Below are 26,502 nucleotides of genomic sequence, written 5' to 3'. Positions count from 1 at the left end.
CCCAAAGACCTGTATTAACCGTCTGTATAATATGATTTTACACCAGAATTTTACAGTCTGCAACAAATTAAACAGCTCTCTCTGCCGCAGACGGCACTCCTTTTGATTGCCGCATTCATTATTCATTGATTTTAGTCCTTTACCAGGGCATAATAGAATCATGGATTCAATTCAGAAAAAACATAGAAAAGGATGTGATAGGATCATGCAGAAAATATATTTTGCAGGAGGATGCTTCTGGGGGGTGGAAGAATATTTTTCCCGTATACCGGGAGTCTGCGATACGGAGTGCGGCTATGCCAACGGAGCCGTGGAAAATCCAACGTACGAGGAGGTCTGCTCAGACACCACTGGTTTTGCTGAAACAGTCTGTATTTTGTATAATCCGGACATTGTTGCACTTCGCATACTGGTCAGACAGTTTTTTAAAATTATTGACCCTGTCAGCATAAACCGTCAGGGAAATGACCGCGGAAGCCAGTACCGGACCGGTATCTACTATATCAGCGATGAGGATCTCGGCCCCATCCAGTCTGTCATGTTTGAAATCCAGAAGGACTACAGCCAGCCCCTGGCTGTGGAGTTAGAACCATTGAGGAATTTCTATCCGGCTGAGGATTACCACCAGAACTATCTGCAAAATCATCCCCACGGTTACTGCCATATTGATTTCAGCAGTCTCAAGGACCTCATTGTCCGTCCGGACGGCAGAACGGGCATAAAGCAGGATCGGGCAGAGCTTCAGAAACAGCTGACCAGGGAGCAATATGACGTGACCCAGAATGCCTCCACCGAAAGGCCCTTTTCAGGACCATATTGGAATCATCACGAACCAGGTCTATATGTGGATATCGTTACAGGAGAGCCTCTTTTTACCTCTGCCCACAAATTTGATTCCGGCTGCGGATGGCCCAGCTTTACAAAGCCGGTCATGTCCTGCGCCGTCACGGAGCTTCCGGACAGCAGTCATGGCATGCACCGCGTGGAGGTGCGCAGCCGCGAGGGTGATTCCCACTTGGGCCATGTGTTTGAAGACGGTCCTGCCGGGACCGGCGGACTGCGCTACTGCATCAACAGCGCTGCCCTCCGCTTCATTCCCCGCAGCAGGATGGAGGAGGAAGGATACGGGGCATATCTGGATCTGGCAATATAGATTTACAGGTTCCGGCTTGGAAATGAACACCTTCAGACATCCCCATTAAATCCGCATCAAAAGAAAATTTGCCGTCAGACCGGCCGCCGTACCAATGAGCAGCACCAGGTCTCCCTTCCCCACCCGTCCCTCCTCAATGGCTTCACAGAGAGCGTAGGGTACTGAGGCCGAAATCATATTTCCATATTGTGACACACGGTCTATATAGGTTCCTTTCCTAAAGCCCAGCCTGGGCATAATAACATCCAGCGCCCGGCTGGCCTGGTGGGGAACCACCAGGTCAATGCTCTCCCGCTTTACCCCCGCCTCCTTCAGACACTGCTCCACAAATCCGGGCAGATTCTGGGCAGAAAGCTTCAGGATACGTTTGCCTTTCATATCGAAGTAAAAATCCTCGCGGTTTTCTTCATTCATGGAAAATGCCGGCATCATGCCTCCACCTCCCCTGATTTCCGTATCATGGGCGCCTTCCGACCAGGTTTTCTGACAGCTGTAGAGAATTTTCGATGACTCCTGTTCCCCAGCTCTCGTCAAAACACAGGCGCTGGCGCCGTCTGAAAACAGCTCATAGCTCTCCTTCTGCCTTGGATTCAGGGCCGCGGACGCAGTGTCGCCTGATATGATCAGCACATTCTTATACCGCTCCATTTCAATCAGGCATGACATCACATCCAATGCCGATATAAAGCTGGTGCAGGTGGTATTAATATCCATAGCCGGTATGTCCAGTCCCTTGGCCAGCTGTTCATGCACCAGGGCAGCGTTGCAGGGAATGGCCTGCAGCGGGGTTGCCATGGCGCATACAATGCAGTCCATATCACTGATATCCATGGCCGCGCGCTCCAATGCCTTTCGGGCAGACCTGACCGCAAGCATTAGTAAGGTTTCGTCTTTATCCAGACGGTACCGGGTCTGGCCATCAAATTCTATTTTCTTTCCCGACAGGGTGTTTCCCCAGCCGGCAATTTTCACCTTGCGTTCCCTCATATGTACCTTCCCTTCACCGGCTCTGCACCTCTGCGCTCCACACGCTTCATTTTCCTTCCCTTTTCACAACTATACGGCTGGAAGGAAATATCCGGCAGCAGGAAGCCGCAGTCTTTTGAGAGCAGTTCAAACTCCTTTAAAACCCTCTGTTTACCAGGGTCTGCCATGTCCGCATACACAGTCAGACGCCCATCCGTCTCCTGTACAATCCTGTAATCTCCGGAAGACCCTGCCTGGTTTTCACCGCTGCCCTTATCCCCAAACAGGATGCATCTCCTGATAAAATCCGGGAACACAGGCACATTCCTTCCGTCCTTCCCTTTAAAGGAAAACACATCATCCTCGCGTCCCTCTATCTTCTCCAGAGCCAGGAAGGGGCTGCCGCAGCCGCAGGGTTCCTTTCGCTCCACCAATATGTCATTCAGACGGTAACGGATGATGGGCTGGGCCTTTCTCTCTAAATCCGTCACCACCGGCACGAACCGCCGGTCATCCAGATACTCCCGCTCAATGTACACTATATCTTCATTCAAGTGCAGCGTTCCCATGGAACAGGTGGCTGCCAGGCATCCTTCGGTGCACTGGTAGACCTGATGAATAACAGAAAGGCCAAACGCCTCCTTTATCCTCTGTTCATCCGCCTGTTCCAGCACCTCGGCAATGGATATGACAATCCGGGGACAAATATCCGTTTTCCCCTTCCTTACATCCTCTGCAATCATAAGAAGGAGCGACGGCTGTCCTGCCAGTATCCGGGGACGGATTTCTTCCAGCCGTTTTCTGTGTTCCTCCATATCCTTGTAAATATCAAAGAAATGGAACTGTATGTTTTTGGACTTCACTGCCTGGTATAAATTACTGTCCGCCCTCATGAAAAATGCTATGGAATACGTCTCAAACAGACTTCCCGGCAGGAACCTTGCAAGAATATATCCGGCCCAACGGTTTTTCTCATCATCCGATACCAGAAAGATCCCCTGTTTTCCCGATGTGCCGGAACTGAGCCCTACTGTTACCCCCTTAAGCTTAGGTGAGAAATTCCGTTGGCGCTCTGCCAGGACCGCAAATTCCAGGGCCTCCTCCCTGCCAATTCCAACTGTGTTCAGTTCATCAAAATGTTCCATCATAAACTTCTTGTCTATAACCGGATAAGAGGACAGTTTTTTCATTCCCTTGTAAAGCCGGGAATGCTCCCCCACATACTCCAGATGCTTCCTGATTTTTTGTACCTGCCACCGTTCCAGGGCGCTTCTGTCTGAAAACCGCTTTTTGTATTTGTAGTAAAGATAGTATTTGAGAACAGATAACGTATCAGCCATATGTTTCCTCGCTTCCTTTTTCATGGGTAAACACAATCCTTATCTGCGGATGGTCCCTGTGAAGCTCACAAAGCTTTTTTAATGTTTTCTTATATTCCGTAAAGTCATTCTGTATCAGACGCGGAAACAGCCTCATTTCAAGCGTATGGCGGACCAAATCGCCGCCCCAGCTGGCGTCTGCTGCCAAAAGCAGCTTAAAATCAGGAATCCATATCCCCATCTGCCCCCTGCAGTGTCCGTCCAGCACCACGCCTATGATGCTCCCGTCTCCCAACAGGTCATACACCTGTTCAAAATATCTGCATAAAAAGTGTTCTGACAGCCGTTTTTTGGGCGTTCGCCCCCTTACTTCACAGCATTTTCCCGATGGAATATCTGTCATCATATCCTGAGGAAGCTCTGATACTGCCTCCCTGGGCGTACCGGAAAACATGCCCCAACGCTTGGGATGCATATGCGCAGACCTATTCGGAAGCATATTCGCAAACACCAGATTCCTCACAGAGGGTCTCAGAAGCGCCTTGTGTACCTGTTCTGTTGCCACCAGATGATACCCTTGGAAATGTTTAAGCCCTCCCATATGATCCGGATGTGCATGGGACAGAATGATGGTCCGGACGCTCTCAGGATTTATGCCGTCTGCCCTCAATTTCTCATCAATGATCTGATCAGGCTTCACATGGACCGGATTCAGCCGGCGGTACAGCTTTAGAAGAAATCCATCTTCATACACAGCCTGTGAATAACCTGTATCATACAATATATTGCCCAGGTCACGGTGCTGTATCAGAAACGCTCTGGCCGGAAACTCCCTCTTTTGGCCGGGATGCCTCTTAAACAGGAGACCCAGGTCATTGGTACAGGAGCCGCAGTGATACATCTTTACCCTGGCGATACGATCCGGAACCGGCTCGTCCCTGTTTTTCCACCATTTTCCATATTCCTCTATGGATTCCATCAATGTCTTTTCCGGCTCATAGCCCAATATGGTTCTGGCTCTGCTGATATCCATGGTTTGGGAAAATCCCAGGGTACACACTGTATATCTTGTAAGTGCCGGTTCTCCCGGAAAATGGAAGCTCCTGTATACCCATTCCATGGCCGCAGCCATGCCATAGACAGCTCCAAAGGGCAGTTTTCTGTAATGGGGCTTCTCTCCGATAGCTGCAAGAAAATGCTCCAGCAATGTCTTGAATTCCATCGGCTCGCCGTTGGTAATATTAAACGCCATGCCATCAGCCGCCCGGGCTGTCAGCGCTAACTGGCAGGCCTGAGCCACATTTTCCACGCTGGTAAGGTCTACCGTATTAAGGCCCTCCCTCATAAGCGGAATTCCAATCCGCATATTGGCCCGCAGCAGCCGGGGCACAAGGCTTGTATCCCCAACCCCAATCATCCCCCTCGGGCGGAGGATGACAGTCTCCAATCCCTTCTGGTGTACGTCCTCAACCACTCGTTCCGCTGATAGCTTGGATCTGATATAATGATTCAGGTCATTATACTTTGGTGCCTGTTCCTCGCGGATATCATAGCGGTCGCATTTTACCGTGTAGATGCTCGGAGACGATATATATACCAGACGCTCAATCCCATTTTCCAGGCAAAGCTCTGCCACAAGGGCGGTACCAGCCACATTCGTCCGGTAGAAATCCTCCCATCTGCCCCAGACAGTGGAACGTGCGCCTGCGTGAATCACATACCGGACTCCCTTAAAATATGCCTCACACGTTTTCCGGTCTGTAAAATCACCCGGGCAGAACACAGCGCCCAGCCCTTCAAGTTTCCTCCCCTGTTCCCGGTTCCTTCCCATTGCCAGGACCCGGTATTCCTTTGTAAGACGCCTTACCAGATATTCTCCCAGAAATCCGGTTGCACCTGTTATAAGAACTGTATTTTTTCCGTTTTCCACGGTCTTTCCCATACTTTGTTTCCCCTCTTATCCATATATTTCAGCCGGCCTTTTCATTTGTTTTCATCAAATAATTGCAGTGCCGCTTCCATGTGCACAGCACACATTTCTGTTCTGAGTCCTTCATCCCACTGGTCTTTCAGCTTCATTGCAGCCATGGCTTCCCCATATAAATCCAACCTGTCCCTCAGTATCCGTCCAAACCCCAAAGCTTCAAACTGACCGGCATTCAGCCGCTGTTCTCCCTGCTGGGGGCACATCAGACAGGGTACGCCGTAGTACAATGCCTCATGAATGCTGTTCATTCCTCCTGCTGTGATAAACAGGTCCGCATGTTTCAGTATCTCACCCTGGTTGACGAAAGGACGGATAATAAAGTTATCCCTGTGTTTCCATTCATCCTTCTTGGTGTCTGTGTTCCTGCCGGCCGTTTCCATATTCCAGACCATGACTACATTCCAGGGGTTCTCATTTTTATACGGTTCCCCATCCACCGGATGTTTTTGCCCAAACTGGCGCAGTATCTCCCGCAGGAGTCCCTCATCCCGGTTAAATACGGTTCCCAGGGAAATATAAATCAGCCTGTCATCGGGACAAACAAAATCATTGGTCTGGATGACCTTTCTAAAGGGCGCCAAGGGTCCCAGGAATACATAACCGTTTCCCAATTTGTTTCCGCCCGGCTGGAAGTCTTTGGAATATCCCATCAGATTACTGCTTCCCCTGTTCATCAAAACAGACAGCACACCCAGCTTTCTGATTCCATATGTTTGCCTTAGCTTGCGGCGGATATCCATGGCCCGATTAAATTCTCCCGCATACCGGAGAAAAGAAGCTGAGAACCCGGATGCATATGCCCAAAATGCGTTCCCTCCAACACGGTCCACGACCGCAATGCTGTAAAAGCTGCATGAAGGTATCTTCATGATTTCTCCCACAGCCCTGCCCCACAGGGCCAGAGAATCAAATATGACACGGTATGGTTTTTCCTTTTCTGCCTCTGCCAGAAGATGAGGAAGCATATCGCGGGTGTATTCCAGAATCAGACGGTACAGTTTTAACGGCTTGTCCCCGTCAGAGGCATCAATGGAATCCCGGTCCAAAGGATAAGCCCTGAACTCACAGTCATTTGCCTCAATTTCTCTCCTGTAAGGCTCCATTGAATAATAAACAACCCTGTATCCGGCAGCAGACAGGCATCCTGTTAAATAAAGGTTTGAATGCAGATGCCCGTAAGCCGGTATTCCATAAAAGAAGATAGACGTTTCTGGCAGTATACCACTCTTATCCTCTGCCGGCCTCTCCGCCATAATAACACCTCCTTATCACTATGTGGCAATTATAAGATACAATGCCGGAATTAGATAGATGTCATTTGCCATTTTGTGAGTGACATATGTCATTGTCATTCACATTTGTCATCCATATGATTCCTGTTTACCAGATTTTCCTCCTGTTCCCGCAAAAAAAACCGCTGTTATATGAGGTGTCATCGCGAAAAATTCCGTCAGCAATTCCTCATTCCATTTCATACAGCGGTTTCTTCCTAACATATTCTGATAAGGTTTCCCCTTCTACGCCTTCACCGTAAACACCGGCTCCATCCTGGCCACCAGTCCTGCCATCCCGTGTTCCTCATGGACCTTTACCACCTGGTGGATATCCTTGTAGGCATAGGGCGCCTCAGAGCGGATGGTTTCCTCCCATTTTTTCAGTATATCGTTCCGGCCCTTTAAATCACTGCGGTCTGGATCAATGGGTGTCACGATATGGAATTTTTTCATAAATTCCTTAAATTCCCGGTCATTTCCATGTATCGCCTCTCCCCTGGAAAGCCTGCGCCCGGCTCCATGGCTGGCGCTCCACAGGGATTGCGGATTTCCCATGCCTCTCAGCAGATAGCTGGAGCTTCCCATGGAACCAGGTATCATCACCGGCTCCCCGTAGTAGGCAAAGGGCGTTCCCTCCATCCCCTCCATCCCCCTGGCTGAGCAGGCCCCTTTCCTGTGAATGAAATAATTCCTGCCCTCCATCTCCTCTTTCCAGATAAAGTTGTGGGGTGAATCGTACAGAAGCTTCATCTCATAGGGCCGTACCTTGTCTGTCACGGCACGCTGAAGCATAAGCCCCAGGAATAACCGGTTGGCAAATCCGAAATTAGCGGCGTTGTATGTAGTGCTGCAGAAACGCTGCCATGGGCTGTCTGTCTTATCGCTTACCGGAACATTTTCTCTGCTATTTATTTCCATTTTTTCCCTTTCGGGCAAAAGATAAATTCCGTTGTCCGGATGGGGAACTCCTTTCGGATACAGCTCCTTTGTTATGATTCGGTTAATTCTGCCGCTCTGGTGGCCGATGGTCAGAGATCCGGAATGAATCATGACCAGTATACTTCCCTTCCTGATTCCCCATGCATTGGCTGTCCGGCCGTCGTAAATCTCCGCCACGCGCTGCATCTCCACAAAATGATTTCCGCCTCCAATGGATCCAATCTGGTCATCATAGGACAAAGTATGGGCGGCCCCGATAAAATCCCCCAGGCCCTCGGTGCCGGTCGTATACAGGCTGCCCTTAAAGGCCGTGTACTCCAGGGCTTTTTCCTGTTCATCCCTGTCATAAAGGGACCATATTCCCCTTCCTTCTGCCTCCCCCGAAGTCTCCAGCAATCCCGTAAGCCCATGTCGCAGCATGGCTTCCCTCTGTATTCCGTTCATAGGTATACTGCGTCCGCCTTCAAAAAAGATACGGCGGATTTGGGGCAGCAGGGACACCAGGCAGCATTCCAGTTCTTCCTCCTTTAAATCCGTAGTATAGAGCCTCATACCGCAGTTAATATCATTTCCCATGGCCTGGGGTATCACGAATCCCTCTGTCATCAGCACAGTGCCGATAGGAATGCCGGCTCCCTTGTGAAAATCCGGAGTCACTGCTGCCTTTATGACAGAGTGTTCCTTTTCCGCCGAAAAAACGCCGGACTCTTTCATCCGCTCCACAGTACCGGTAAGTTCCATCATTGATTTCAGTTCATCCGCCGCCTTTTTCTCCGGCTTTGTCCCATTAGGAAGGAAGATGGACACGCCGCAGGATTGGCCGCCAAATTCTAATTTTAATTCCATGTTGCCTTCTTTCTCTGTTTGTTTATCTGAATTGCTCTATTATACAACAAAATCCATAAGGAAAAAACAATCAATTGACAATCATTTGCAGTTGACGCTAAAATATATATTATAGCGTGTCTGACACGACAATACTTTTTATGAAATGAGGCATCCACTTACATGAGTCAATTATCATACCATGAACAGGTAGACCGGGAAAACATTCTGCGGCTGCGCAATCTGATAAAAGACCTGCCGCCATTCTGCGGAGACTTTTTCCGCGGAATCGAGCCCAGGACATCCTCCAGGACCAGGATCGCCTATGCCTATGACCTGCATGTGTTCTTTGATTTCCTCCATAAGGAAAATCCGGCCCTTGCCAGGATTACGGTGCAGGATATCAAACTGGACCAGCTGGACCAGCTGTCTGTCACGGATTTTGAGGAATATATGGAATACCTGAAATATCGTTTCAATGACAAGAACCAGGAGGTCATGAACAAGGAACGGGGAATCATGCGAAAAATATCCTCCCTGAAAAGTTTCTACAACTACTATTACAGGAACGAGCGAATTAAGAACAATCCGGCGGCCCTGGTACAATTGCCCAAGCTCCATGAAAAGGAAATCATCCGGCTGGACGTGGATGAGGTGGCCCTTCTTCTGGACGAGGTGGAACAGGGTGACAAGCTGACCGATAAACAGAAAAATTACCATGCCAAAACAAAGACGCGGGACCTGGCCCTTCTTACCCTCCTTCTGGGAACCGGAATCCGTGTGTCTGAATGTGTGGGGCTGAATATCTCCGACATTGATTTTAAGAACGGCGGCATCCGCATATACCGCAAGGGCGGCAAGGAGGTGACCGTATACTTCGGAACAGAGGTGGAGGACGCCCTTTTAGACTACCTGGAGGAACGCGACCGCATCATCCCGGAGCAGGGACATGAGGACGCCCTTTTTCTCTCCCTGCAGCGCAGGCGAATGGCTGTGCGCAGCGTGGAAAATCTGGTTAAAAAGTATGCCCGCACCGTAGCTCCTTTAAAACCAATCACCCCTCACAAGCTGCGCAGCACCTATGGCACCAACCTGTACAGGGAGACAGGCGACATCTATCTGGTGGCCGATGTGCTTGGCCACTCCGATGTCAATACCACTAAGCGGCACTATGCCGCGCTGGAGGATGAGAGAAGACGCAGCGCCAGGAATAAGGTCAGGCTTCGGGAGAAATAGAATTACAGTACCGGACAGAAATAATTTACAGTACCGGACAGAGCGTGCAGACTGTGCAGACTTCCCGCCGCACGGTCTGTCATATGTTCTGGCCCACCTGTTGTGCACAGCAAAAACATGACCCAGGATACAGGCAGGGACAAAATCACGACCAGTCCCTTTTAATGTCAGATATATGTATCTGTTTCTTTTTGACCTTATTCAGAAAATATTCCAGTATCTGCTGTATAACGATTTCCGGTATGGGCCGGAAGTACAGAAGATTTTGTACGGCTGCCATGCCCTGGTCCTCCAGGTATCGGTCCTCCCGCCTTCCCCTCCCCATTTCCGGCGCCTCCGCCAATAGCATCACCATCTCAGCCAAAGGCAGGGATGCCTTTTTATCGAAAAGCATCTGACCGTCTCTTTGAAGGCATATGAAAAATCCGCGGTTGAAGGTATCATACGTAATCTTTTCCAACGCCAGGCTCTTCTCCAGTTCCTCCTTCTGCTCTTTGTCAATGGGACCATATTCCATCTGTATTCCCAAATCCGAAAAAACTGCCGCATATCTGTCAAGCAGCGGGCAAATCCGTTGGTATTCCTCCTTAAAAAGAGATTGTCCTATTGAAAAAGACACAAATCTGTTCTGCAGCAGGCACCGGACATACTCACTTGTTTTCTCCGCCCCCTCGACTGGAATGCCAAGCTCTATCATGTGACGCAGGAAGGCAAATGCGCAGCGCATATCAGACGCATCTGCTGAAAAGGTCCGTACCTTTGCCAGACACGTTCCTTCCCCGCCGTAAATCCGGGCGTTCAGTCTTCCTTCCTTATTTTCCTTCAGCTGTATTTTTGCAACATCCAGACAGCTGCATGTAAACTCTTTCCGGAACAGCTTACTTACAGCAAGCTGCCTTCCTCTCACCTCAATCTTTGACACTTCTTTTGGAAGCCACGGGGAAGTCCTGACCAGGAAACGGCGTTTATCAGGCTCCGGATGAACCGCCGCAGTCTGCTCCGGGCTGAACATTCGCCCCGGAAGGTCCACCTGTGCTCCCCGTTCCTCCAACAGTTCAAACAGCCGCTTACAATCCGGGCAGTAGCCGTAAATTTTAAACAGCTTACCGGTACTGCCTGAAAATAAAAAGCCGTCATGGTTCCATCTCACACTACATATATCATCCAGGGTGTATCTGTGTTTTCTGAAAAATATATCCCGAAACAGGATCTCCTCCCCTTTGACCTGGAGCATTCTGCATCCATAACACCAAAGCCATAAACCCATGGTGCCAAAAATCAGTAAAAATCCCAGGGACATACCTGCCGACGCAGTCTCATTGCCATTTAGGTAATCCCGATAGCACCAAAACGACATCAGGCCCCCGAATACGATTCCAATCGCACCTATAATTCTTATAGTCCGGGGCGCCCTGATAAGCAGTTTTTGCCGGCTGGACAGCACGGCCTTTTCCGCCTTTCTTTCCTGTTCCGGTTTATTCTGAGTCTCTTTGATCATCCTCTTTTGCCCCCGTTCATCACTCAGCTGCCAATCATGTTCTATGACAGGCTCACTGCACGGATATACGCTTCAGCTGGCCTTTTTTCTTAAGCTCTCCCACCAGTCCGGACATATCGTAATACGCAGGCGTTTTTAACTGGGCCGTCAGCACATAGGTGGACGCCTCCTCTGTAAGCTGGATATTCACCATCTTGCAGTTTTGGTCCTGCAATGTCCGGTTGATGAACTGGAAGATGTCCTCATCCAGACTTTCACAGTATTCAATCTCCACCTCTTTGTCCTCCCCGTTCCTTCTGGAAAAATAACCTTTCCTGCCCAGGAACAGTTCCGAGAGCATCACGATAGCCGTGGATACAGCCCCCAGAATATACATTCCCGCTCCCATGGACATACCCACGCCCACAGTCGCCCATATTCCGGCCGAGGTAGTGATTCCGTTCACGCTGTTGTTCCGGAAAATAATGATGCCTGAACCAATAAAGCCAATGGCCGTAACCACCCCCGCAGCCACACGGGAAGGGTCCAGTTTTACATACTCGTTCAGCACATCCCCGAACCCATACTTGGAAATAATCATCATCATGGCAGAGGCCACAGCAATAATTACATGGGTCCTGGTGCCTGCCGTCTTCTTTTTACTCTGCCTCTCGCAGCCAATAAGGCCGCCGCAGAGAGCAGCGGCCACCAGCCGTAATACGTAGATAAGCTGTTCCGTGACAAATTGATTCATGTAGCTCCTCCGTCCCGGGAGCACAGTCCTGTTCCGGGCTCTGTGCCAATCCATTTACTAAATAATATATTCTAACACCCCTCCATCTGCTTTTACAAGTTAATTCCTTGTAAAGGTTTCCATTAAGACAGCCATTAAAGCTGCCATTCAAACTGCCGGAACCTGATGTGCAATACAGGGCGGCGCCCAAATTCCTGCGCTGCCCTGCTGCATGGCCAAACACATTTTTACTTACCTCATACGGTTAATCCAGCACATATAAGAACTCCTGCTTCCCATCCCTTCCGGCACGTTCCTTCAGGGATGAAATCTGGCTGGAGGACAGCCGCTCCTTAAGAACATAGAGATATTCCACCCGGTCCTCTTCATAAGCCTGAATAGCCATTTCCCCGGCCTGTTCCTGATTCAATGACTCATATGTCATATAGAATATATCTGCATGGTCTGTCTGGTATGCATTCCGGGCGATTTCCGCCTTATCAGCATCCGTCAGCTCATCCTTTAATATGGAAAAAATGTCCGTATTCCCGGCCCTGGCAGCCTGCTTTGCCATCTCTGTTTTTCTGGCCTTAAGGGATGGGGCATCATTTTCCGAGATAATGGCAAAATACTCTATCTGGTTCTCGGCATAAAACTGTTCCATCAGGCTGGCACAGGTTTCCGGGCTTACACTGCCTGACACGGCTGCAAAGTAGGACAGATTATCCGCCTCATAGAAGCGCTGGGCCAATTCATCCGCCGTACCTTCAAAGGGGCCTGCCGCTTCCAACAGGGCCATCTGCTCCGGCCGGAACCCGTATTTGCTCTTACTCAGCTTTTGCTTTTCAATAGACTGCCGCACTGCCTCAGCTATGGCGCTGTTATCTGCATATTGCTCCGTCCTGCCAGTAAAGCATAAAGGCTTTCCGTCAACCTGCCGGACTACATCATACTGGCCGGGGTCCACGTTCCAGGCCAGAACCACGATATAACCATTGACCCAGAACATTTTTGTCTGAAGGCTTTTCTGGTCCGGACTGCGGCGCACATCCTCATACTCATTCCAGCTGATCGTTTCTGAATCGGCAAAGCTCCCGCCGGACCTGACGGATGTATCTGCTTTCCCAATTCCCGCTATCGTCTGCGCTCCCAGCCGATCTGCCGCGCCTGTCAGAACATTCTCTGCCCCAACCGTCCCATTTTCCCTCTGTAACGGAGCAAATCCGCACAGCACAGCCATGGACACGATTGTTGCAGACATTATACAGGCTGCCAGGGACCATGGCCTGCTTCTCTTTCTGAATTCCATGATCGAAACCAGCCTCTCCTTCATCCACTTTGCATTTTCACTGAGAGGAAGGCCCATATCTGCACTCACCGGCATGGGACGGCGCCTGAGCGCGGTGAGGAGAATCTCGCCATAAAGGTGTTTATTCCTGCCGTCCATACGGCGGATTACCTCCTCGTCACAGGACAGTTCACAGGCCCGGGATACCTCCTTTTGCAGCACATACACAGCCGGGTTAAACCAGTGCAGGCATACGGCCGCCTCCACCAGCCACTTGTAAAACCCATCCATACGCCGGACATGGGTGAGCTCATGCAGAAATACATAATATGCCCTCTCTGCCGGAAAATCACCAGGCATGATGATAACAGGGGACAACAGCCCCATTGTCACCGGCGAAGGAAGGGTGCTGCTGACCACCAGCCTCGGTCTCCTGTTCAGGCCGCAGACACGGCAGGCTTCCTCCAGCGGTGCGCCATAGGCCTCCAGCCCCCCATCACGGGCAATAGCCAGGGATTCATTTCTCTTATACAGCCTGGCTGCGGACCTGTAATTCCATATCCTTCTTCCCATCAGCAAAGCGGCCACAGACAGCCACAGTGTAAGGAGAAACAGATACAGCCCAGGGGCCTTTGCGGTATAGGCCTTTGCGGTATCAGCTTTTGCGGTATCTCCCACCGTGAAAGCCATCTCCTCCATATCTCCTGTTTCCGCCAATCTCTCCGTCCCCGTTCCCGGACGCACTCCCATAACCGATTCCGGCTGTCCCGCAGGATTTCCGCTGCCGGAACGTCCATCCATCCAGGCATAAAGATTCCCCCCGTCAGACAGAAGGCCGGCGGACATCCCGCTGCTTAAAGCATCCGGAAAGATAAGGCCGGCCGGGGATGGTATGGGCAAAAGCAGCCTGAGCACGGCTGCCAGCCAGATGTAATACTGCCATCTGCGCCCCATATGGCTGCCAAATATCCGTGTGGCTCCAAGGAGCACCAAAATCAGTGCTGTTCCTGACAGTGACAGGGTAAAGAGCATCTTCAGGCACATATTCATCCCTTATCTCCTCCCTTCTCCCAGAACGCCTTCAGCTCCTCATAATCCTCCTCCGTCAGATATTCCTGACTGACAAGAGCGGATATCAGATGCTTTGTGTCTCCGCCAAATATCCGGTCTACCAGAAGCCGGGCCTGGGTCTGCCGGTACTCCTCCCTGGACACCAGGGAAACATATTCGTTCAGCCTGCCCTGCTTGCGCACGGTCAGCATACCATTTTCAGTCAGACGTGATAACAGAGTCAGAATGGTATTGGGCTTCCAAGACTTTCCCCTGGCTGCCAGTTCCTCCCCCAGAACGCCGAACATGGTCCTTCCTCCTTTGTCCCAGATGACCTCCATAACCTCCATTTGTGCCTCAGGCAGTGATATTTCCTTCTCCATCTGACCAACCCCTTTCACCTACATTTTGTAGTTCTTATACTCAGTTTACACCTACTATATGTAGGTGTCAAGAACAAATGATAAGGGTTGATGATAAAATCCTGTCACAGTACATCCGTATTGTCAAAACGGAACCGCTCTAAGAGTCCTTTCAGCAGCAGCGCCTGGGCTGAAAGCTCCTCGCTGGCTGCCGCGCTTTCCTCGGCCGTGGCTGAATTCTCCTGAATCACGCCTGCTATCTGTTCCATCTCCCGGGTCACCTGTTCCACGGAATACGCCTGTTCCCTGGATGCAGACGCTATATCGTCCATGGTCTTTACCACATTCTGCACCCCGTTCAATGCATTTCGCATGGAAACAGCTGTGGCGTCCACAATTAGTGTCCCATCCTCCACTGCCTTTAACGAATGGGTGATAAGGTCAGCTGAATTCCTGGATGCCTGGGCGCTTTTGGATGCCAGGTTTCTGACCTCCCCTGCCACCACGGCAAATCCCTTCCCCGCGTCCCCGGCCCGTGCAGCCTCCACAGCAGCATTGATAGCCAGTATGTTGGTTTGAAACGCAATATCCTCTATGGTCCTGATGATTTCACGTATTTTAAAGGTACTGGTCTTAATATTGTGTATGGCGTTCTGCAGCTCCTGCATCCTGCCATCGCTTTTTACAGCCTCCTCTCCCACATTTGCGGCCAAGCGGCTGCCCTCTGAGGCGAGGTCGGCATTGGATGTAATCTTCTGGGAAAGGTCATTGATAACAGTTGCCAGTTCCTCCACGGATCCTGCCTGTTCCGCAGCCCCCCTGGACAGTGTCTGGGCCCCCGCGGAAACCTGTTCCGAACCGCAGGAAACCTGCTCTGCCGAGATGTTTATTTGCCTTAAGGTATCATTCAGAGAAGCGATGATTTGCTCCAGAGCTTCCCGGATAAACCTGAAATCACCTATATAATTCCCCTCCACCGGCACAGCCAGGTTTCCCGCCGAAACCTCTGTCAGTATATAGGTGATATCCTCGATGATATCCTTTAAGGAGCGCACTGAGGAACGGACGCTTTCAGATAGTCTTCCAATCTCATCATCCCCGGCAGCCCGTATATCCACATCCAGATTCCCCCTGGAAAATGCCTCCATACTGGCGCTGATGCCCCCCAGAGGCTTCAGCACCCTGCGGACCGCAAATACAATCAGCAGGACCAGCAGGGCCAGCATCAGAATGGACACGAACGCCATTGTCTCTATCAGATAATTGCGGGTGTGGTTTACTTCTGACAAAGGCAGCGTGGCCACGGCCAGCCAGTCCGTTGTATCACAGTTCCGGAACATGGCTGTGTATTTGACGCCGGAATATGTAAAATCCGCAAATCCATTGTAATTATTTTTTACCTTGTTTTTATAATCATCCGATATTTTTATCTCACTGACATTTTTGCCGGATGCAGTGGGGTCGTCGCTGTAGATGTAATCCGAGCTGTTGGAAATCAACTCCAGGTATCCTGCCTCTCCTACCTTTATATCGGAAAGTGTCTGCTTAAGTGTATCCAGGTATACGTCAAATCCAAAAAGACCTGTTATCTCTGAACCATTCCCGGATACTACCGGTGACACGATGGAGACAATCATCTCATGAGTGGCCGGATCCAGAAATGGTTCTGTTATGATGGTACTTCCCCCTGAAATCACAGATTCATACCATTGAGTATCCTCCAAACCGGCGTCCACCACACTGCCGTTTGACAGAAGGTAGCTGTCTGTCCTTGGATCTGCCACCCAGGCCTCCATCACCTTCTCCTTTTCCCCCATCTGAACCAAAGCACTATTAAGCACCCTCAGCACATCGTCCAGTTGGTTATAAGCACTGATATCTTCCTCCCTGGAGACAGATGCAAAATATGTCTGCAAATCATCATTATCCCGAAACATGCCGGCTGCTGTAACCTTGCTGCTGAAAAAGTCATCCACGCTGGAGACTGCATAATCTGTCTGAACCTCCAGTATTTTGTCATTCAGGGCGGAAATGGCCCCGGCTGCCATGACACAGGCCATGGTAATAAGTATAATTAAAAAGGGAATCAGTACCAGTAAAAGGCTCAGGCTGATTTTAAAAGAGATGGAGCTCCTTCTGCATCCTCTGCCCTCCTTTCGGTTAATCCTGCCTCTGCCTTCTGAGTTTTCCATAAGTTTTATATCCCCCTGCTGCTTTTATAAAATCATGACACCATTCCATCATTATACCATAGCGCCAAAAAAAGGCAAACCGAAAGGTCTGCCAAAAGACATGGTATCTGCAATTATGATTCTGCATTATACTTCTGCGGCCGCCAGAGCCTCTCCCAGCTCCCTGCAATGATTGAGTGCATCTTCGCCCGGACTCTCCTGGGCAATGACGCCTTCTCCTCCCACTACGTCGGCTCCTGCATTGGCCATACGGGCCTGCCAGTCGCGCATCCACTCTCCATCACCCCATCCATAGGAGCCAAAGAGACCAATATGCTTACCGGAAGCAAACGTCTCCACCTCTGCCACAAACGGATCCATCTCACTCTCTTCCAGGACTTCTGCTCCCATAGCCGGGCATCCCAGAGCAAAAACGCCTGCATCCTTCAGCGCATCTGCCGAAATATTGGAGACCTCTGTCACCAGGGCATCCTTTCCGGCCTTCCTGATGCCTTCCGCCACCGCATTGGCCATGGCCTCTGTGTTGCCTGTCTGTGACCAGTAAACTACCATAATCTGATTCATGTCGTATATCCTCCTTATATTGTCATTGATTTATATTGATTCAGATTGTGTATCCTTAAGATTGCATCAATCTTCATACCGCGGGAAACCATATGGATAATGTGCTCACGGGCATGATTGTATGACTGAAATATGCGCTTGCACTCAGAAAGATCCGAATAAACCTTCCAGTATCCTATATAAAGGAAATTCTTTCCGTTATTCTCGATAAATCCTGTCACATCCTTGGCAGGATAACCCAACAACAGACCTATCTCATGAGGGAACCCGGCGCAGTCTTCCATGTGCTCCTCATATTTGATGGACACAAGGCTTAAAATCTCTTCCAAATCCCATCCCCTGTAACCAAAGCGTTCCATAAGGACCTTTACCTCAGGCCGGGACAGATACGCTTCAAGAGCCGGCCTGATATAAAGAAGAAAAGTGGTTTTCTCAGATGATTCATACAGAATGCAGCAGGACACGGCTGTTTCTTTAAACAATTCCAGAACCGCCGCCCTTTTGGAACGTCCTACCGTTAGAAGGTTTGATATCTTCATACCTGTCAGTAACGGCGCGCACTGCAATGCCACCTGGGTATCCAAATCTTCCGTATTCAGCTTTAACATTAGATGTAAGGTTTCCTTGCTCACGAATTACCTCCGCCTGTCTCAGAATTTTTTTACACCCGAGAGATTCATAGGTTCAATCTGTCTCTGATTACTCATCCCTTGGCCTATTCCCCTCAGACATATTTCCTTTAAAATATTTCTCCCATATCGTCTTCTTTGTTAGTCGTGGCTAACTTCAATACAATATTATCAGACCACACATGAATTTACAATAGCTGAAACAGGGAATAATTCTCATTTTCTTTAAGTTTTTTCATCTTCTATTGTATTGAGTTTTTTTCTCATTTAAAATTCGAATGCATTTTTTTGAATTCTGTTATATAATAGTCGGATACCCGGGCGGGGCTCCCCTGTTCGTAAAATCATATCTCTGAGGTGACATATGGAATTACTGCAATTACGATATTTTTTGACAGCCGCTGAATACCAGCATATGACTAAGGCGGCCGAACATCTTCAGATAGCACAGCCGGCCCTCTCTCAGGCCATCCACCGGTTAGAGGCAGAGCTGGGTGTGCCGCTCTTTGAGAGAAAAAGCAGAAGTGTGGAACTGAATGAAGCCGGACGCCTTCTTCAAAAGCGGCTGATTCCCATTGTAAGCGCCCTGGACCGGATTCCCGGCGAACTGAGAGCCGACCAGTACATGTCCAGCCATACCATCCATTTAAAGCTTTTGGCGGCCTCCACCCTGATTACCAACCGGATTATTGCCTACAGGGCCCTGCGGCCAGATGTAAATTTCCAGCTGTACCAGGCTGAAAACCATTCGGACTATGATTTATGCGTGTCTGCGGTCCGGTCAGACTTAAAAAATACTGATTATGAGGATTACATGGTTATGCTGGAAGAGGACCTGTATCTGGCAGTCCCCACACATTCTCCCTATGGGGATAAGGATTCTATCAATCTGGCTGACACAAGGAATGCGGGATACATATGTCTGGCCGGTTCCAGGCCCATCCGCCAGATATGCAACAGCTACTTTTCAGAGGCGGATTTTGTCCCTAACGTAATTTTTGAAAGTGATACCACAGAGTCAGTCAGGAACCTGATTGCTGCCGGCCTTGGCATCGGATTCTGGCCCCAGTACTCCTGGGGACCATTGGGCGGCGAATGGGGCCCCATGTCTCCCCACTCCCCGGTAAAGCTGCTTCCCATCAGGGATCAGGTATGCCGCCGTCAGATTATCCTCATGTGTTCTCCTCTCGGCAAGGACAATCCTATCGTCATGGACTTCTGCAATTTTCTCATACAAAATTCAAAATGGCTGTAGGACATTTCAGTCCCACAGCCATACCTTTATACTTCTCTTACCATCATATCTTACATATTACTATAATCAAGCTGCTATAAATATTCTTCCGTCACTTAAGTTCCTTCAGATGGCTTCCCTTTAGCCTGGTAAGCGCCCTTGCCATGGATGCCTGGGACATCTTGAACTCCCTCAGGCTCAGTTGCTGGCGCAGCTGCTCTTGTGCGCGCTCCAGCGCCTCCCTGGCTCTGACCTCGTCAATGTCCTCAGGCCGCTCCGCTGTGTCCACAATCATGGTCACACGGTTATTAGCCACCTGCAGGATCCCGCGGCCCACAATGGCCTGATGCCATTCTGTTTCCTCCGGCACCTTAAAACGGAGGTTCCCCTCCTGGATAGCCAGAATCATAGCCTCATGGTGAGGCATAATGCCCATCTCACCGTCCGGTGCTGGCACTGCCAGATATGAACAATGTCCATTATAAAATATGTGGTCGCTGGCTACAATTTTCAGCCAAAATGCAGACATATCCCGGCTCCTTTCTGCGTCAGACAGTCCTGGTTAAGCCTCATGATGCTCCAGGGTCTTGGCCTTCTCCGCAACTTCGTCAATGGTACCCACATTGAAAAATGCAGCCTCCGGGTACTCATCCATCTCGCCGTCAATGATGGCCTTGAATCCCCGGATCGTTTCTTTTACAGGCACATATTTACCAGGTACACCGGTAAAGTTTTCCGCCACATGGAATGGCTGGGATAGAAACCGCTGGATCTTTCTGGCCCGGTTTACAGTCAGCTTATCATCCTCAGACAGCTCCTCCATACCCAGAATGGCAATGATGTCCTGCAGCTCCTTATACTTCTGAAGCATCTGCTGCACCTTGTTTGCCACCTCATAGTGCTCTTTCCCAACCACATCCTCTTCCAAGATACGGGAGGTGGATTCCAGAGGGTCTACAGCCGGATAAATGCCCTGCTCCACAATCTTTCTGGACAATACCGTGGTGGCATCCAGATGTGCAAAGGTAGTAGCAGGCGCCGGGTCAGTCAAATCATCAGCAGGCACATAAACAGCCTGGACCGAAGTAACGGAACCATTCTTGGTGGACGCAATCCTTTCCTGTAATTCGCCCACCTCAGTGGCCAGGGTAGGCTGATATCCCACAGCCGAAGGCATACGCCCCAACAGGGCGGATACCTCGGAACCGGCCTGGACAAAACGGAATATGTTGTCAATAAACAGAAGTACGTTCTGATGCTCCACATCTCTGAAGTACTCAGCCATGGTCAGTCCTGTCTCGGCCACGCGCATACGGGCCCCCGGAGGTTCATTCATCTGTCCGAATACCAGGGCTGTCTTTTCCAGCACCCCTGACTCCCTCATCTCGGTCCACAGGTCATTTCCCTCACGGGAACGCTCTCCCACGCCCGTGAAAATGGAGTATCCGCCGTGTTCCGTTGCTATATTGGTTATCAGCTCCTGTATCAGTACGGTCTTGCCCACACCTGCGCCGCCAAAGAGACCTATTTTTCCTCCCTTGGCATAGGGGGCCAGCAAATCAATTACCTTAATACCAGTCTCCAACATCTCCACAACAGGGCTCTGGTCCTCAAAAGACGGCGGGTCCCTGTGGATGACCCACTTATCCTCGCCTTCCAGGCTCTCTCCTCCGTCAATGGTCTCGCCCAATACGTTGAAGAGACGCCCCAGGGTCTTCTCGCCTACAGGAACCTGAATACCGGCGCCTGTTGGCTCCACTTCCATATCCTTGCACAGGCCGTCGCTGGATGCCAGCATAATGCAGCGCACCACATTGCCGCCTACATGCTGGGCCACTTCCATGACGCACTTCTTACCCTGATTATCCACCACCAGGGCATCCTTGATATGGGGAAGTCCATCATCCTCAAAAGCCACGTCAACTACAGGTCCCATGACCTGTATAATTTTTCCCTTGCTCATGGCTGCCTCCTTTTATATTTACGAATTTACGATTGTTTCTTTTTTTGTGCCTTTGCACCGCTGATTACCTCTGTGATTTCCTGGGTAATAGCCGCCTGCCTCACACGGTTGTACTCTATAGACAAGTCATTTAAAATTGCGTTGGCATTGTCGCTGGCAGACTGCATGGCCATCATCCTGGCATTCTGCTCGCTGCAGAAGGACTCCACCAGGGCACCGAATATGAATCCGGTCACATAGTTGGGGACCACATGGTCCATGACGGCGCTGGGGGAAGGCACCATCTGTATCTCCTCCTGGATGATATCCGCAGGGATAACGATATTGCTGAAATCCTCACGTTTAAGGGGAAGAAGCTCTGTCATCTCCGCTTCCATCTGCATGCTGTTCATCATCTGCGTATATATAATCCAAACCTCATCCAGACGTCCTTCCTCGTAATCCTCCAATATAGTAGAGGAAATCAGACGGGCGCGATGCATGGTGGGATTCTGTACCGTGTAATGGAACTGCTCCTCCACCTGGACATGTCTGGCCTCAAAATAATGGCGTCCCAGTTCTCCCACCACATAAAGCCGGTGGTTCTTACTCTGTTCCATCCACTCATGGGCCATCTTCAGCACATTATGGTTGTAAGCGCCTGCCAATCCCTTATCGCCGGTAATGACAATCAGCCCCTTTACCCTGTCCTCCTCCTTGATTTCCTTCCTGGGATTGAAGTAAAAATGCTCCACATCCGGCATATGGCGCAGGATACGGCGTATCAAATCCTGAAGGCTATAGAAGTAAGGCTCTGTTTCCTCCAGAAGTTTCTTGCTTTTCTTAAGCTTGGTGGAGGAAATCAGGTACATGGCATTGGTAATCTTCCGGGTATCCTGGACGCTTTTCATACGGCTTAGGATTTCTCTTGCATTTGCCATATTAACTCCTTCTTCCTGGTCAGACGGACGCCTTATATTGGTTTGTCTTATACTGGTTTGCAGCATCCACAATACGGTTTATCAAGTCATCGCCCAGGACCTTGGTCTCCTCGATTTCTTTTCCAATCTCCGGATGCTTTTCATCAAACCAGGCCAGCATGTTCATCTGGAATTCCTTAATATCCGAAACCTCTACGGAAAGCATGACCTTGTGGGTCGCCGCGCAGAGGGTAATGACCTGTTCATGCAAGCTGAGGGGCCTTCCCAGAGGCTGCTTAAGCAGCTCCATAAGCCGCTTTCCGTAAGCCAGCTGCTCCTTGGTAGCCTCATCCAGATCAGAACTGAACTGGGTGAATACCTCCATCTCCCGGTACTGCGCCAGGTCGATACGGATACTTCCCGATGCCTTCTTCATGGCCTTTGTCTGGGCTGCACCGCCTACACGTGACACGGAAAGTCCCACGTTCACAGCCGGCCTCATGCCGGAGAAAAACAGGTCGCTTTCCAGGAATATCTGACCGTCTGTAATAGATATAACATTGGTAGGGATATAGGCCGATACATCCCCTGCCTGTGTCTCAATGATGGGAAGGGCTGTAATGGAGCCGCCTCCCTTTTCATCACAAAGTCTGCTGGAACGTTCCAGAAGACGTGAATGAAGATAGAACACGTCGCCCGGATAAGCCTCACGGCCCGGAGAACGCTCTAACAGCAGGGACAATGCCCTGTAGGCCACTGCGTGCTTGGACAGGTCATCGTAAATAATCAGAACGTCCTTCCCCTGATGCATAAAATATTCAGCCATGGCAGTCCCGGCATAGGGTGCTATGTACTGAAGGGGCGCTGCCTCACTGGCCGTGGACGACATGACAATGGTATAATCCATGGCATCGTTCTTCTTAAGGGTGGAAACCAGCTTTGCCACGGTGGATGCTTTCTGGCCAATGGCCACATAGATGCAGACCACATCCTTGCCCTTCTGGTTCAGTATGGTATCCATGGCAATGGAGGTCTTACCGGTCTGCCGGTCTCCAATGATTAATTCTCTCTGGCCGCGGCCTATGGGAAACATGGAGTCAATGGCAAGAATACCTGTCTCCATGGGAACTCCCACTGATTTCCTGTCCACAATACCGGGAGCTTCCTCCTCCACCGGGAGATAATCTTCTTCCTTTACAGAGCCCAGTCCGTCAATGGGCTCTCCCAGAGCGTTGACCACCCTGCCTAAGAATCCGCTTCCCACAGGCACGCCTGCCCTTTTCCTGGTGCGGACCACCTTGGTGCCCTGGCCCACTCCTGTATCCTTTCCGAAAAGGATACAGCCAATCTCATTCCTGCGGATATCCTGGACCATTCCCTTAACACCATTTTCAAATATAACGATTTCCCCGTACATGGCATGTTCAATGCCGTATACAATTGCTATGCCGTCTCCTACCCAGATAACAGAACCAGTTTCCTGTTCCTGTCCGGCATGCATGTCAAAATTCTCAATCTCACTCTTAATAATGGAGATGATTTCCTGGGAACTGATTGTGCTCATATCAAGACTCCTATCTTACCACAGCCCGGCCCAGCCTTACCAGCTGCCCCTTCAGGCTGTAGTCATATTCTGTATCCCCGGCCTTCAGGACAAAACCGCCCACCAGGTCCGGCTGGTTCACCAATCGGATGTTCACATCTTTTTTGTTATATTTCCTGCACAGAAACTGTTTCATTCCTGTAATCTGGGCCGCACCCGGCATGGTAACATAGTGAAGCTCGGCATCCATAACACCTGCCGCCATTCTGGCATAGGCGTCACGGGCTTTTGCAATCTCCTCTGTCTGTCCGATGCATCCCGCATCACAAGCCTTTTTTAAGAAACGTACCATCAGTACGGAAAATTCCGGTTCCCTGAACACCTTCTCAATAACGGCATGCTTACTTTTCAGGGGAACCACCGGGCTATTAAGGACCTCCGGAAGTTCCGGATTCTCCTTAAGCAGCTTTACAGCTTCCCTGACCATCTCTTCCGGTATGCCCAGTTCATATAGAACAATGGCATACGTTCTGGCTGTCTCAGTCATTTCCTTCACCTGATTCTGCTAAAAAGCGGTTGTATAGGTTCCTGTCGCCGTCCGGTGCGCTCTGCTCGCTAATCAGCTTGGCAGCAGCTGTCATGGCCAAACCGGCCACTCCGGCCTTCAGGTCATTCATGGCTTTCTCGCGCTCCAGGGCAATAGTACGGTCTGCCTCTTCCATCTTTTTGGCAGCGTCTGCCCTGGCCTGGGCCAGAACCTTCTCGTACTCTGCGGCAGCCCTGTTCCTGGCTTCCTCGATGATTCTTGAAGCTTCTTCATCTGCATTGCCGATGGAGGCCTGATACTGCTCCTTCATCTGACGCGCTTCCGTTTCCCTGTTCTTTGCCTCGTCCAGGTCGTGCTCAATCATCTGCTTCCTCTCATCCAGTATACTGCGCACCGGACCAATCAGGAAGTGCTTCATAAACAGATATAAAACCAGTAGGTTAATAACCGTAAAGGCTACATTCCAAATGTTTAAATTTAACATATTAAGTCGCCTTCCTGCTATAAATTATTTTAAGAACAGAATGATTAAAAGGCCGATGACAAAGCCGTAAATGGCGGTTGCCTCAGCAAGGGCGCATCCTAACAGAAGTGCCTTTGTAATCTTGCCGTCTGCCTCAGGCTGTCTTGCAATAGCGTCCACTGCCTTGGAAGTGGCCAAGCCGATACCTATACCTGCTCCAATACCTGTAACAACTGCAACACCTGCTCCTAATGCGATTAATCCTGTCATAATAAGACTCTCCTTTTTCTCTCAATATTTTCTTTTTCCATAAGGCTGCAAACTTAATCCTCAATGGCTTCTTTTATATATAGTGATGTGAGGAACACGAATACATATGCCTGTATCACTCCATCAAATATATCAAAATAGAAGCTGAATGGCAGCGGCACAATTAACGGCAGCAAATGCTTGATGAGTGCCATGACAACAATGGCGCCCAGCACGTTGCCGAACAACCGCATGCACAGGGACAATGGCCGTATAAACAGCTCCAGCACATTGATTGGCGCTATGATGGCAATGGGCTCCGCAAAGCTTTTAATCCATCCCCTGACACCCTTCTTACGGATGCCGGCCACTTCCACCAGAACAATACTCATAACAGCCAGGGAAACGGTCACATTCAAATCCTTGGTTGGCGACTTGAAGCCAAGAAGTCCAATCATATTGGCAATTCCTATGTATATCACCACTGTAATCAGATATGGTATATAAGCCTTTCCTTCCTTTCCCAAAAGCCCTTCAAAAAAATCATAGATAAAAGACATACCGCTCTCCAGAGCAGCCTGTTTCTTACTTATGTTCCTTACCTTCAGGCCATGGACCAGTATCAGGGAAGCTATCATCATAATCGCCATGATGATCCATGTCACTACCACGGATTCCATCACATCAATACCGCCAAACAGCGGTATGGTGAACACCACATTGCAGTTAAGCTCTTCCATCAGTGATTCCACTAAACCGTTCATACTAAACAACCCCCTTTCTCTTCTCGTTTGCTTTTGCCTATTATAGACACCTTATTTAATAATTTCAAATACATATTATTTATAAATTGATAATATAAATGTTATAAAAAAGAAAATGTTACAAATCCATGACGATTTCATTCTGCAATTTGTGTAATATATCACGTCTCATGATATGCATTTTCACAGCATCTTAACATCAAGAAAGAAATTTGTATCATTTTGCACAATAAAACGCTGCAAAATTATATAATTTGGAACTTCTGGGAATTTTCGGGCAAAAATGTAACCGGAATATACAGAAAATCCGTGAAAAGATAAAAACCCTTGGAGCTGGCCGGATATCTCCAAAGGTTTAAAATGTATCTCGTACTATCATATTATATGTACAGAAGCTAATCCTGTTTACTCAAAATATACTACGGTCAGATACTGCCCTGTATGGATGGTATCCTTCTTAAGGCCGTTCATCTGCCTGAGCTGATTCACATACTCATCCATGCTCATGGAACTGCCTTCCCTGTACTGACGGGCAATCCCCCAAAGACTGTCCCCTTCCTGGATGCGGACGCTTTTATAATAGGGAGTGGTCCTGCTCCCCTCCTCCTTGGCCATGGAAGTAAACATGGTACGTCCCATAATAATGGAAACAAACAGTAAAACCGTAAAACATGTAGCTGACAACCTTCTCTTTCTCACTCTCATATGGTAACCTCCCTAAGGCGGTTCCTTCTTGCGCGCAATACAGAACGTCTGTTCTTTTGTATATTCATACTATACTACCAGAACAAATGTTTGTCAAGTGTTCCCGGCAAAAAATCGAACAAAGGTTTGCATTTTTACCGA

General features: G+C 49.6%; 24 protein-coding genes. 3 read left to right on the top strand and 21 right to left on the bottom strand.

The genetic code is table 11. The features are described from left to right. Positions 1–205 precede the first annotated feature (205 nt). Positions 206–1,153: a peptide-methionine (R)-S-oxide reductase MsrB gene (gene msrB / locus CGC65_RS14930; RefSeq protein ID WP_002567645.1), complete on the top strand. Its 948-nt coding sequence runs from the start codon at positions 206–208 to the stop codon at positions 1,151–1,153. Between the two features lie 45 nt (positions 1,154–1,198). Here msrB and CGC65_RS14925 read toward each other — a convergent pair whose 3' ends face one another. From CGC65_RS14925 to CGC65_RS14905, 5 genes are all read right to left on the bottom strand, one after another. Then, positions 1,199–2,140, bottom strand: a complete 942-nt coding sequence (locus CGC65_RS14925) for a 3-oxoacyl-[acyl-carrier-protein] synthase III C-terminal domain-containing protein (protein ID WP_002567644.1) — start codon at positions 2,138–2,140, stop codon at positions 1,199–1,201. After that, on the bottom strand, positions 2,137–3,459 hold the full coding sequence (locus CGC65_RS14920; RefSeq protein WP_002567643.1) for a F390 synthetase-related protein: 1,323 nt from the start codon (positions 3,457–3,459) through the stop codon (positions 2,137–2,139). Before CGC65_RS14920 ends, CGC65_RS14925 begins: the two co-directional genes overlap by 4 nt. After that, a complete protein-coding gene (locus tag CGC65_RS14915; RefSeq protein WP_002567642.1) occupies positions 3,452–5,380 on the bottom strand; it encodes an NAD-dependent epimerase/dehydratase family protein in 1,929 nt (642 codons plus the stop codon). Before CGC65_RS14915 ends, CGC65_RS14920 begins: the two co-directional genes overlap by 8 nt. A 41-nt stretch (positions 5,381–5,421) precedes the next feature. After that, positions 5,422–6,678 carry a glycosyltransferase gene (locus CGC65_RS14910; RefSeq protein ID WP_002567641.1) on the bottom strand — a complete coding sequence of 419 codons (1,257 nt, stop codon included), beginning with the start codon at positions 6,676–6,678 and terminating at the stop codon, positions 5,422–5,424. Positions 6,679–6,942: 264 nt separating this feature from the next. Continuing rightward, positions 6,943–8,484, bottom strand: coding sequence for an RtcB family protein (locus CGC65_RS14905; RefSeq protein WP_002567640.1), 1,542 nt, complete (start codon positions 8,482–8,484; stop codon positions 6,943–6,945). A gap of 162 nt (positions 8,485–8,646) precedes the next feature. Between CGC65_RS14905 and CGC65_RS14900 the strand changes: the two genes are divergently transcribed. Beyond that, a complete protein-coding gene (locus CGC65_RS14900) occupies positions 8,647–9,699 on the top strand; it encodes a tyrosine-type recombinase/integrase (RefSeq protein ID WP_002567639.1) in 1,053 nt (350 codons plus the stop codon). Between the two features lie 145 nt (positions 9,700–9,844). On the opposite strand, the gene CGC65_RS14895 is transcribed toward CGC65_RS14900, so the two are convergent. From CGC65_RS14895 to CGC65_RS14865, 7 genes are all read right to left on the bottom strand, one after another. Further along, positions 9,845–11,197, bottom strand: a complete 1,353-nt coding sequence (locus tag CGC65_RS14895; RefSeq protein ID WP_002567638.1) for a hypothetical protein — start codon at positions 11,195–11,197, stop codon at positions 9,845–9,847. Positions 11,198–11,249: 52 nt separating this feature from the next. Further along, positions 11,250–11,930, bottom strand: coding sequence for an MgtC/SapB family protein (locus tag CGC65_RS14890; protein WP_002567637.1), 681 nt, complete (start codon positions 11,928–11,930; stop codon positions 11,250–11,252). A gap of 244 nt (positions 11,931–12,174) precedes the next feature. Beyond that, positions 12,175–14,247: a M56 family metallopeptidase gene (locus CGC65_RS14885; RefSeq protein ID WP_002567636.1), complete on the bottom strand. Its 2,073-nt coding sequence runs from the start codon at positions 14,245–14,247 to the stop codon at positions 12,175–12,177. Continuing rightward, a complete protein-coding gene (locus CGC65_RS14880) occupies positions 14,244–14,630 on the bottom strand; it encodes a BlaI/MecI/CopY family transcriptional regulator (RefSeq protein WP_038281719.1) in 387 nt (128 codons plus the stop codon). Before CGC65_RS14880 ends, CGC65_RS14885 begins: the two co-directional genes overlap by 4 nt. Before the next feature lie 104 nt (positions 14,631–14,734). Further along, complete coding sequence (locus CGC65_RS14875) at positions 14,735–16,801, bottom strand: methyl-accepting chemotaxis protein (protein ID WP_002567634.1); 2,067 nt, start codon at positions 16,799–16,801, stop codon at positions 14,735–14,737. 126 nt (positions 16,802–16,927) lie between these two features. Continuing rightward, a complete protein-coding gene (locus CGC65_RS14870; protein WP_002567633.1) occupies positions 16,928–17,365 on the bottom strand; it encodes a flavodoxin in 438 nt (145 codons plus the stop codon). 14 nt (positions 17,366–17,379) lie between these two features. Further along, positions 17,380–17,997, bottom strand: coding sequence for a DUF3793 family protein (locus CGC65_RS14865; protein WP_002567632.1), 618 nt, complete (start codon positions 17,995–17,997; stop codon positions 17,380–17,382). Positions 17,998–18,358: 361 nt separating this feature from the next. Here CGC65_RS14865 and CGC65_RS14860 point away from each other — a divergent pair, with 361 nt between their 5' ends. Further along, entirely contained in the window at positions 18,359–19,249 is an 891-nt protein-coding gene (locus CGC65_RS14860; RefSeq protein ID WP_002567631.1) for a LysR family transcriptional regulator, read from the top strand. A gap of 91 nt (positions 19,250–19,340) precedes the next feature. On the opposite strand, the gene atpC is transcribed toward CGC65_RS14860, so the two are convergent. From atpC to yneA, 9 genes are all read right to left on the bottom strand, one after another. Continuing rightward, positions 19,341–19,757 carry an ATP synthase F1 subunit epsilon gene (gene atpC, locus CGC65_RS14855; protein ID WP_002567630.1) on the bottom strand — a complete coding sequence of 139 codons (417 nt, stop codon included), beginning with the start codon at positions 19,755–19,757 and terminating at the stop codon, positions 19,341–19,343. A gap of 33 nt (positions 19,758–19,790) precedes the next feature. Then, a complete protein-coding gene (gene atpD, locus CGC65_RS14850) occupies positions 19,791–21,191 on the bottom strand; it encodes a F0F1 ATP synthase subunit beta (RefSeq protein ID WP_002567629.1) in 1,401 nt (466 codons plus the stop codon). Between the two features lie 26 nt (positions 21,192–21,217). Further along, the gene (gene atpG, locus CGC65_RS14845) at positions 21,218–22,111 is read right to left on the bottom strand and encodes an ATP synthase F1 subunit gamma (RefSeq protein ID WP_002567628.1); all 894 of its coding nucleotides are present in this window, start codon (positions 22,109–22,111) and stop codon (positions 21,218–21,220) included. 19 nt (positions 22,112–22,130) lie between these two features. Further along, entirely contained in the window at positions 22,131–23,654 is a 1,524-nt protein-coding gene (atpA, locus tag CGC65_RS14840; RefSeq protein WP_002567627.1) for a F0F1 ATP synthase subunit alpha, read from the bottom strand. Positions 23,655–23,664: 10 nt separating this feature from the next. Continuing rightward, positions 23,665–24,180, bottom strand: coding sequence for an ATP synthase delta subunit family protein (locus CGC65_RS14835; protein ID WP_002567626.1), 516 nt, complete (start codon positions 24,178–24,180; stop codon positions 23,665–23,667). Next, positions 24,173–24,664 (bottom strand): F0F1 ATP synthase subunit B, encoded by a 492-nt coding sequence (gene atpF / locus CGC65_RS14830; protein WP_002567625.1) that lies wholly within the window; start codon positions 24,662–24,664, stop codon positions 24,173–24,175. Before atpF ends, CGC65_RS14835 begins: the two co-directional genes overlap by 8 nt. Before the next feature lie 24 nt (positions 24,665–24,688). Next, positions 24,689–24,913, bottom strand: coding sequence for an ATP synthase F0 subunit C (gene atpE / locus CGC65_RS14825; RefSeq protein WP_002567624.1), 225 nt, complete (start codon positions 24,911–24,913; stop codon positions 24,689–24,691). Positions 24,914–24,966: 53 nt separating this feature from the next. Next, positions 24,967–25,656, bottom strand: a complete 690-nt coding sequence (locus tag CGC65_RS14820; protein WP_002567623.1) for a F0F1 ATP synthase subunit A — start codon at positions 25,654–25,656, stop codon at positions 24,967–24,969. Positions 25,657–26,061: 405 nt separating this feature from the next. Further along, entirely contained in the window at positions 26,062–26,361 is a 300-nt protein-coding gene (gene yneA / locus CGC65_RS14815; RefSeq protein WP_002567622.1) for a cell division suppressor protein YneA, read from the bottom strand. Between the last annotated feature and the right edge of the window lie 141 nt (positions 26,362–26,502).

The organism is Enterocloster bolteae (assembly GCF_002234575.2).
GTDB lineage: Bacteria > Bacillota > Clostridia > Lachnospirales > Lachnospiraceae > Enterocloster > Enterocloster bolteae.
This window is presented reverse-complemented; position numbering and strand designations above follow the sequence as displayed.

What these genes read in the sequence shown, in the direction of transcription:
- msrB (WP_002567645.1), top strand. Translation starts at nt 206, where the DNA reads ATGCAGAAAATATATTTTGCAGGAGGATGCTTCTGGGGGGTGGAAGAA.
- CGC65_RS14925 (WP_002567644.1), bottom strand. Translation starts at nt 2,140, where the DNA reads ATGAGGGAACGCAAGGTGAAAATTGCCGGCTGGGGAAACACCCTGTCG.
- CGC65_RS14920 (WP_002567643.1), bottom strand. Translation starts at nt 3,459, where the DNA reads ATGGCTGATACGTTATCTGTTCTCAAATACTATCTTTACTACAAATAC.
- CGC65_RS14915 (WP_002567642.1), bottom strand. Translation starts at nt 5,380, where the DNA reads ATGGGAAAGACCGTGGAAAACGGAAAAAATACAGTTCTTATAACAGGT.
- CGC65_RS14910 (WP_002567641.1), bottom strand. Translation starts at nt 6,678, where the DNA reads ATGGCGGAGAGGCCGGCAGAGGATAAGAGTGGTATACTGCCAGAAACG.
- CGC65_RS14905 (WP_002567640.1), bottom strand. Translation starts at nt 8,484, where the DNA reads ATGGAATTAAAATTAGAATTTGGCGGCCAATCCTGCGGCGTGTCCATC.
- CGC65_RS14900 (WP_002567639.1), top strand. Translation starts at nt 8,647, where the DNA reads ATGAGTCAATTATCATACCATGAACAGGTAGACCGGGAAAACATTCTG.
- CGC65_RS14895 (WP_002567638.1), bottom strand. Translation starts at nt 11,197, where the DNA reads ATGATCAAAGAGACTCAGAATAAACCGGAACAGGAAAGAAAGGCGGAA.
- CGC65_RS14890 (WP_002567637.1), bottom strand. Translation starts at nt 11,930, where the DNA reads ATGAATCAATTTGTCACGGAACAGCTTATCTACGTATTACGGCTGGTG.
- CGC65_RS14885 (WP_002567636.1), bottom strand. Translation starts at nt 14,247, where the DNA reads ATGAATATGTGCCTGAAGATGCTCTTTACCCTGTCACTGTCAGGAACA.
- CGC65_RS14880 (WP_038281719.1), bottom strand. Translation starts at nt 14,630, where the DNA reads ATGGAGAAGGAAATATCACTGCCTGAGGCACAAATGGAGGTTATGGAG.
- CGC65_RS14875 (WP_002567634.1), bottom strand. Translation starts at nt 16,801, where the DNA reads ATGGAAAACTCAGAAGGCAGAGGCAGGATTAACCGAAAGGAGGGCAGA.
- CGC65_RS14870 (WP_002567633.1), bottom strand. Translation starts at nt 17,365, where the DNA reads ATGAATCAGATTATGGTAGTTTACTGGTCACAGACAGGCAACACAGAG.
- CGC65_RS14860 (WP_002567631.1), top strand. Translation starts at nt 18,359, where the DNA reads ATGGAATTACTGCAATTACGATATTTTTTGACAGCCGCTGAATACCAG.
- atpC (WP_002567630.1), bottom strand. Translation starts at nt 19,757, where the DNA reads ATGTCTGCATTTTGGCTGAAAATTGTAGCCAGCGACCACATATTTTAT.
- atpD (WP_002567629.1), bottom strand. Translation starts at nt 21,191, where the DNA reads ATGAGCAAGGGAAAAATTATACAGGTCATGGGACCTGTAGTTGACGTG.
- atpG (WP_002567628.1), bottom strand. Translation starts at nt 22,111, where the DNA reads ATGGCAAATGCAAGAGAAATCCTAAGCCGTATGAAAAGCGTCCAGGAT.
- atpA (WP_002567627.1), bottom strand. Translation starts at nt 23,654, where the DNA reads ATGAGCACAATCAGTTCCCAGGAAATCATCTCCATTATTAAGAGTGAG.
- CGC65_RS14835 (WP_002567626.1), bottom strand. Translation starts at nt 24,180, where the DNA reads ATGACTGAGACAGCCAGAACGTATGCCATTGTTCTATATGAACTGGGC.
- atpF (WP_002567625.1), bottom strand. Translation starts at nt 24,664, where the DNA reads ATGTTAAATTTAAACATTTGGAATGTAGCCTTTACGGTTATTAACCTA.
- atpE (WP_002567624.1), bottom strand. Translation starts at nt 24,913, where the DNA reads ATGACAGGATTAATCGCATTAGGAGCAGGTGTTGCAGTTGTTACAGGT.
- CGC65_RS14820 (WP_002567623.1), bottom strand. Translation starts at nt 25,656, where the DNA reads ATGAACGGTTTAGTGGAATCACTGATGGAAGAGCTTAACTGCAATGTG.
- yneA (WP_002567622.1), bottom strand. Translation starts at nt 26,361, where the DNA reads ATGAGAGTGAGAAAGAGAAGGTTGTCAGCTACATGTTTTACGGTTTTA.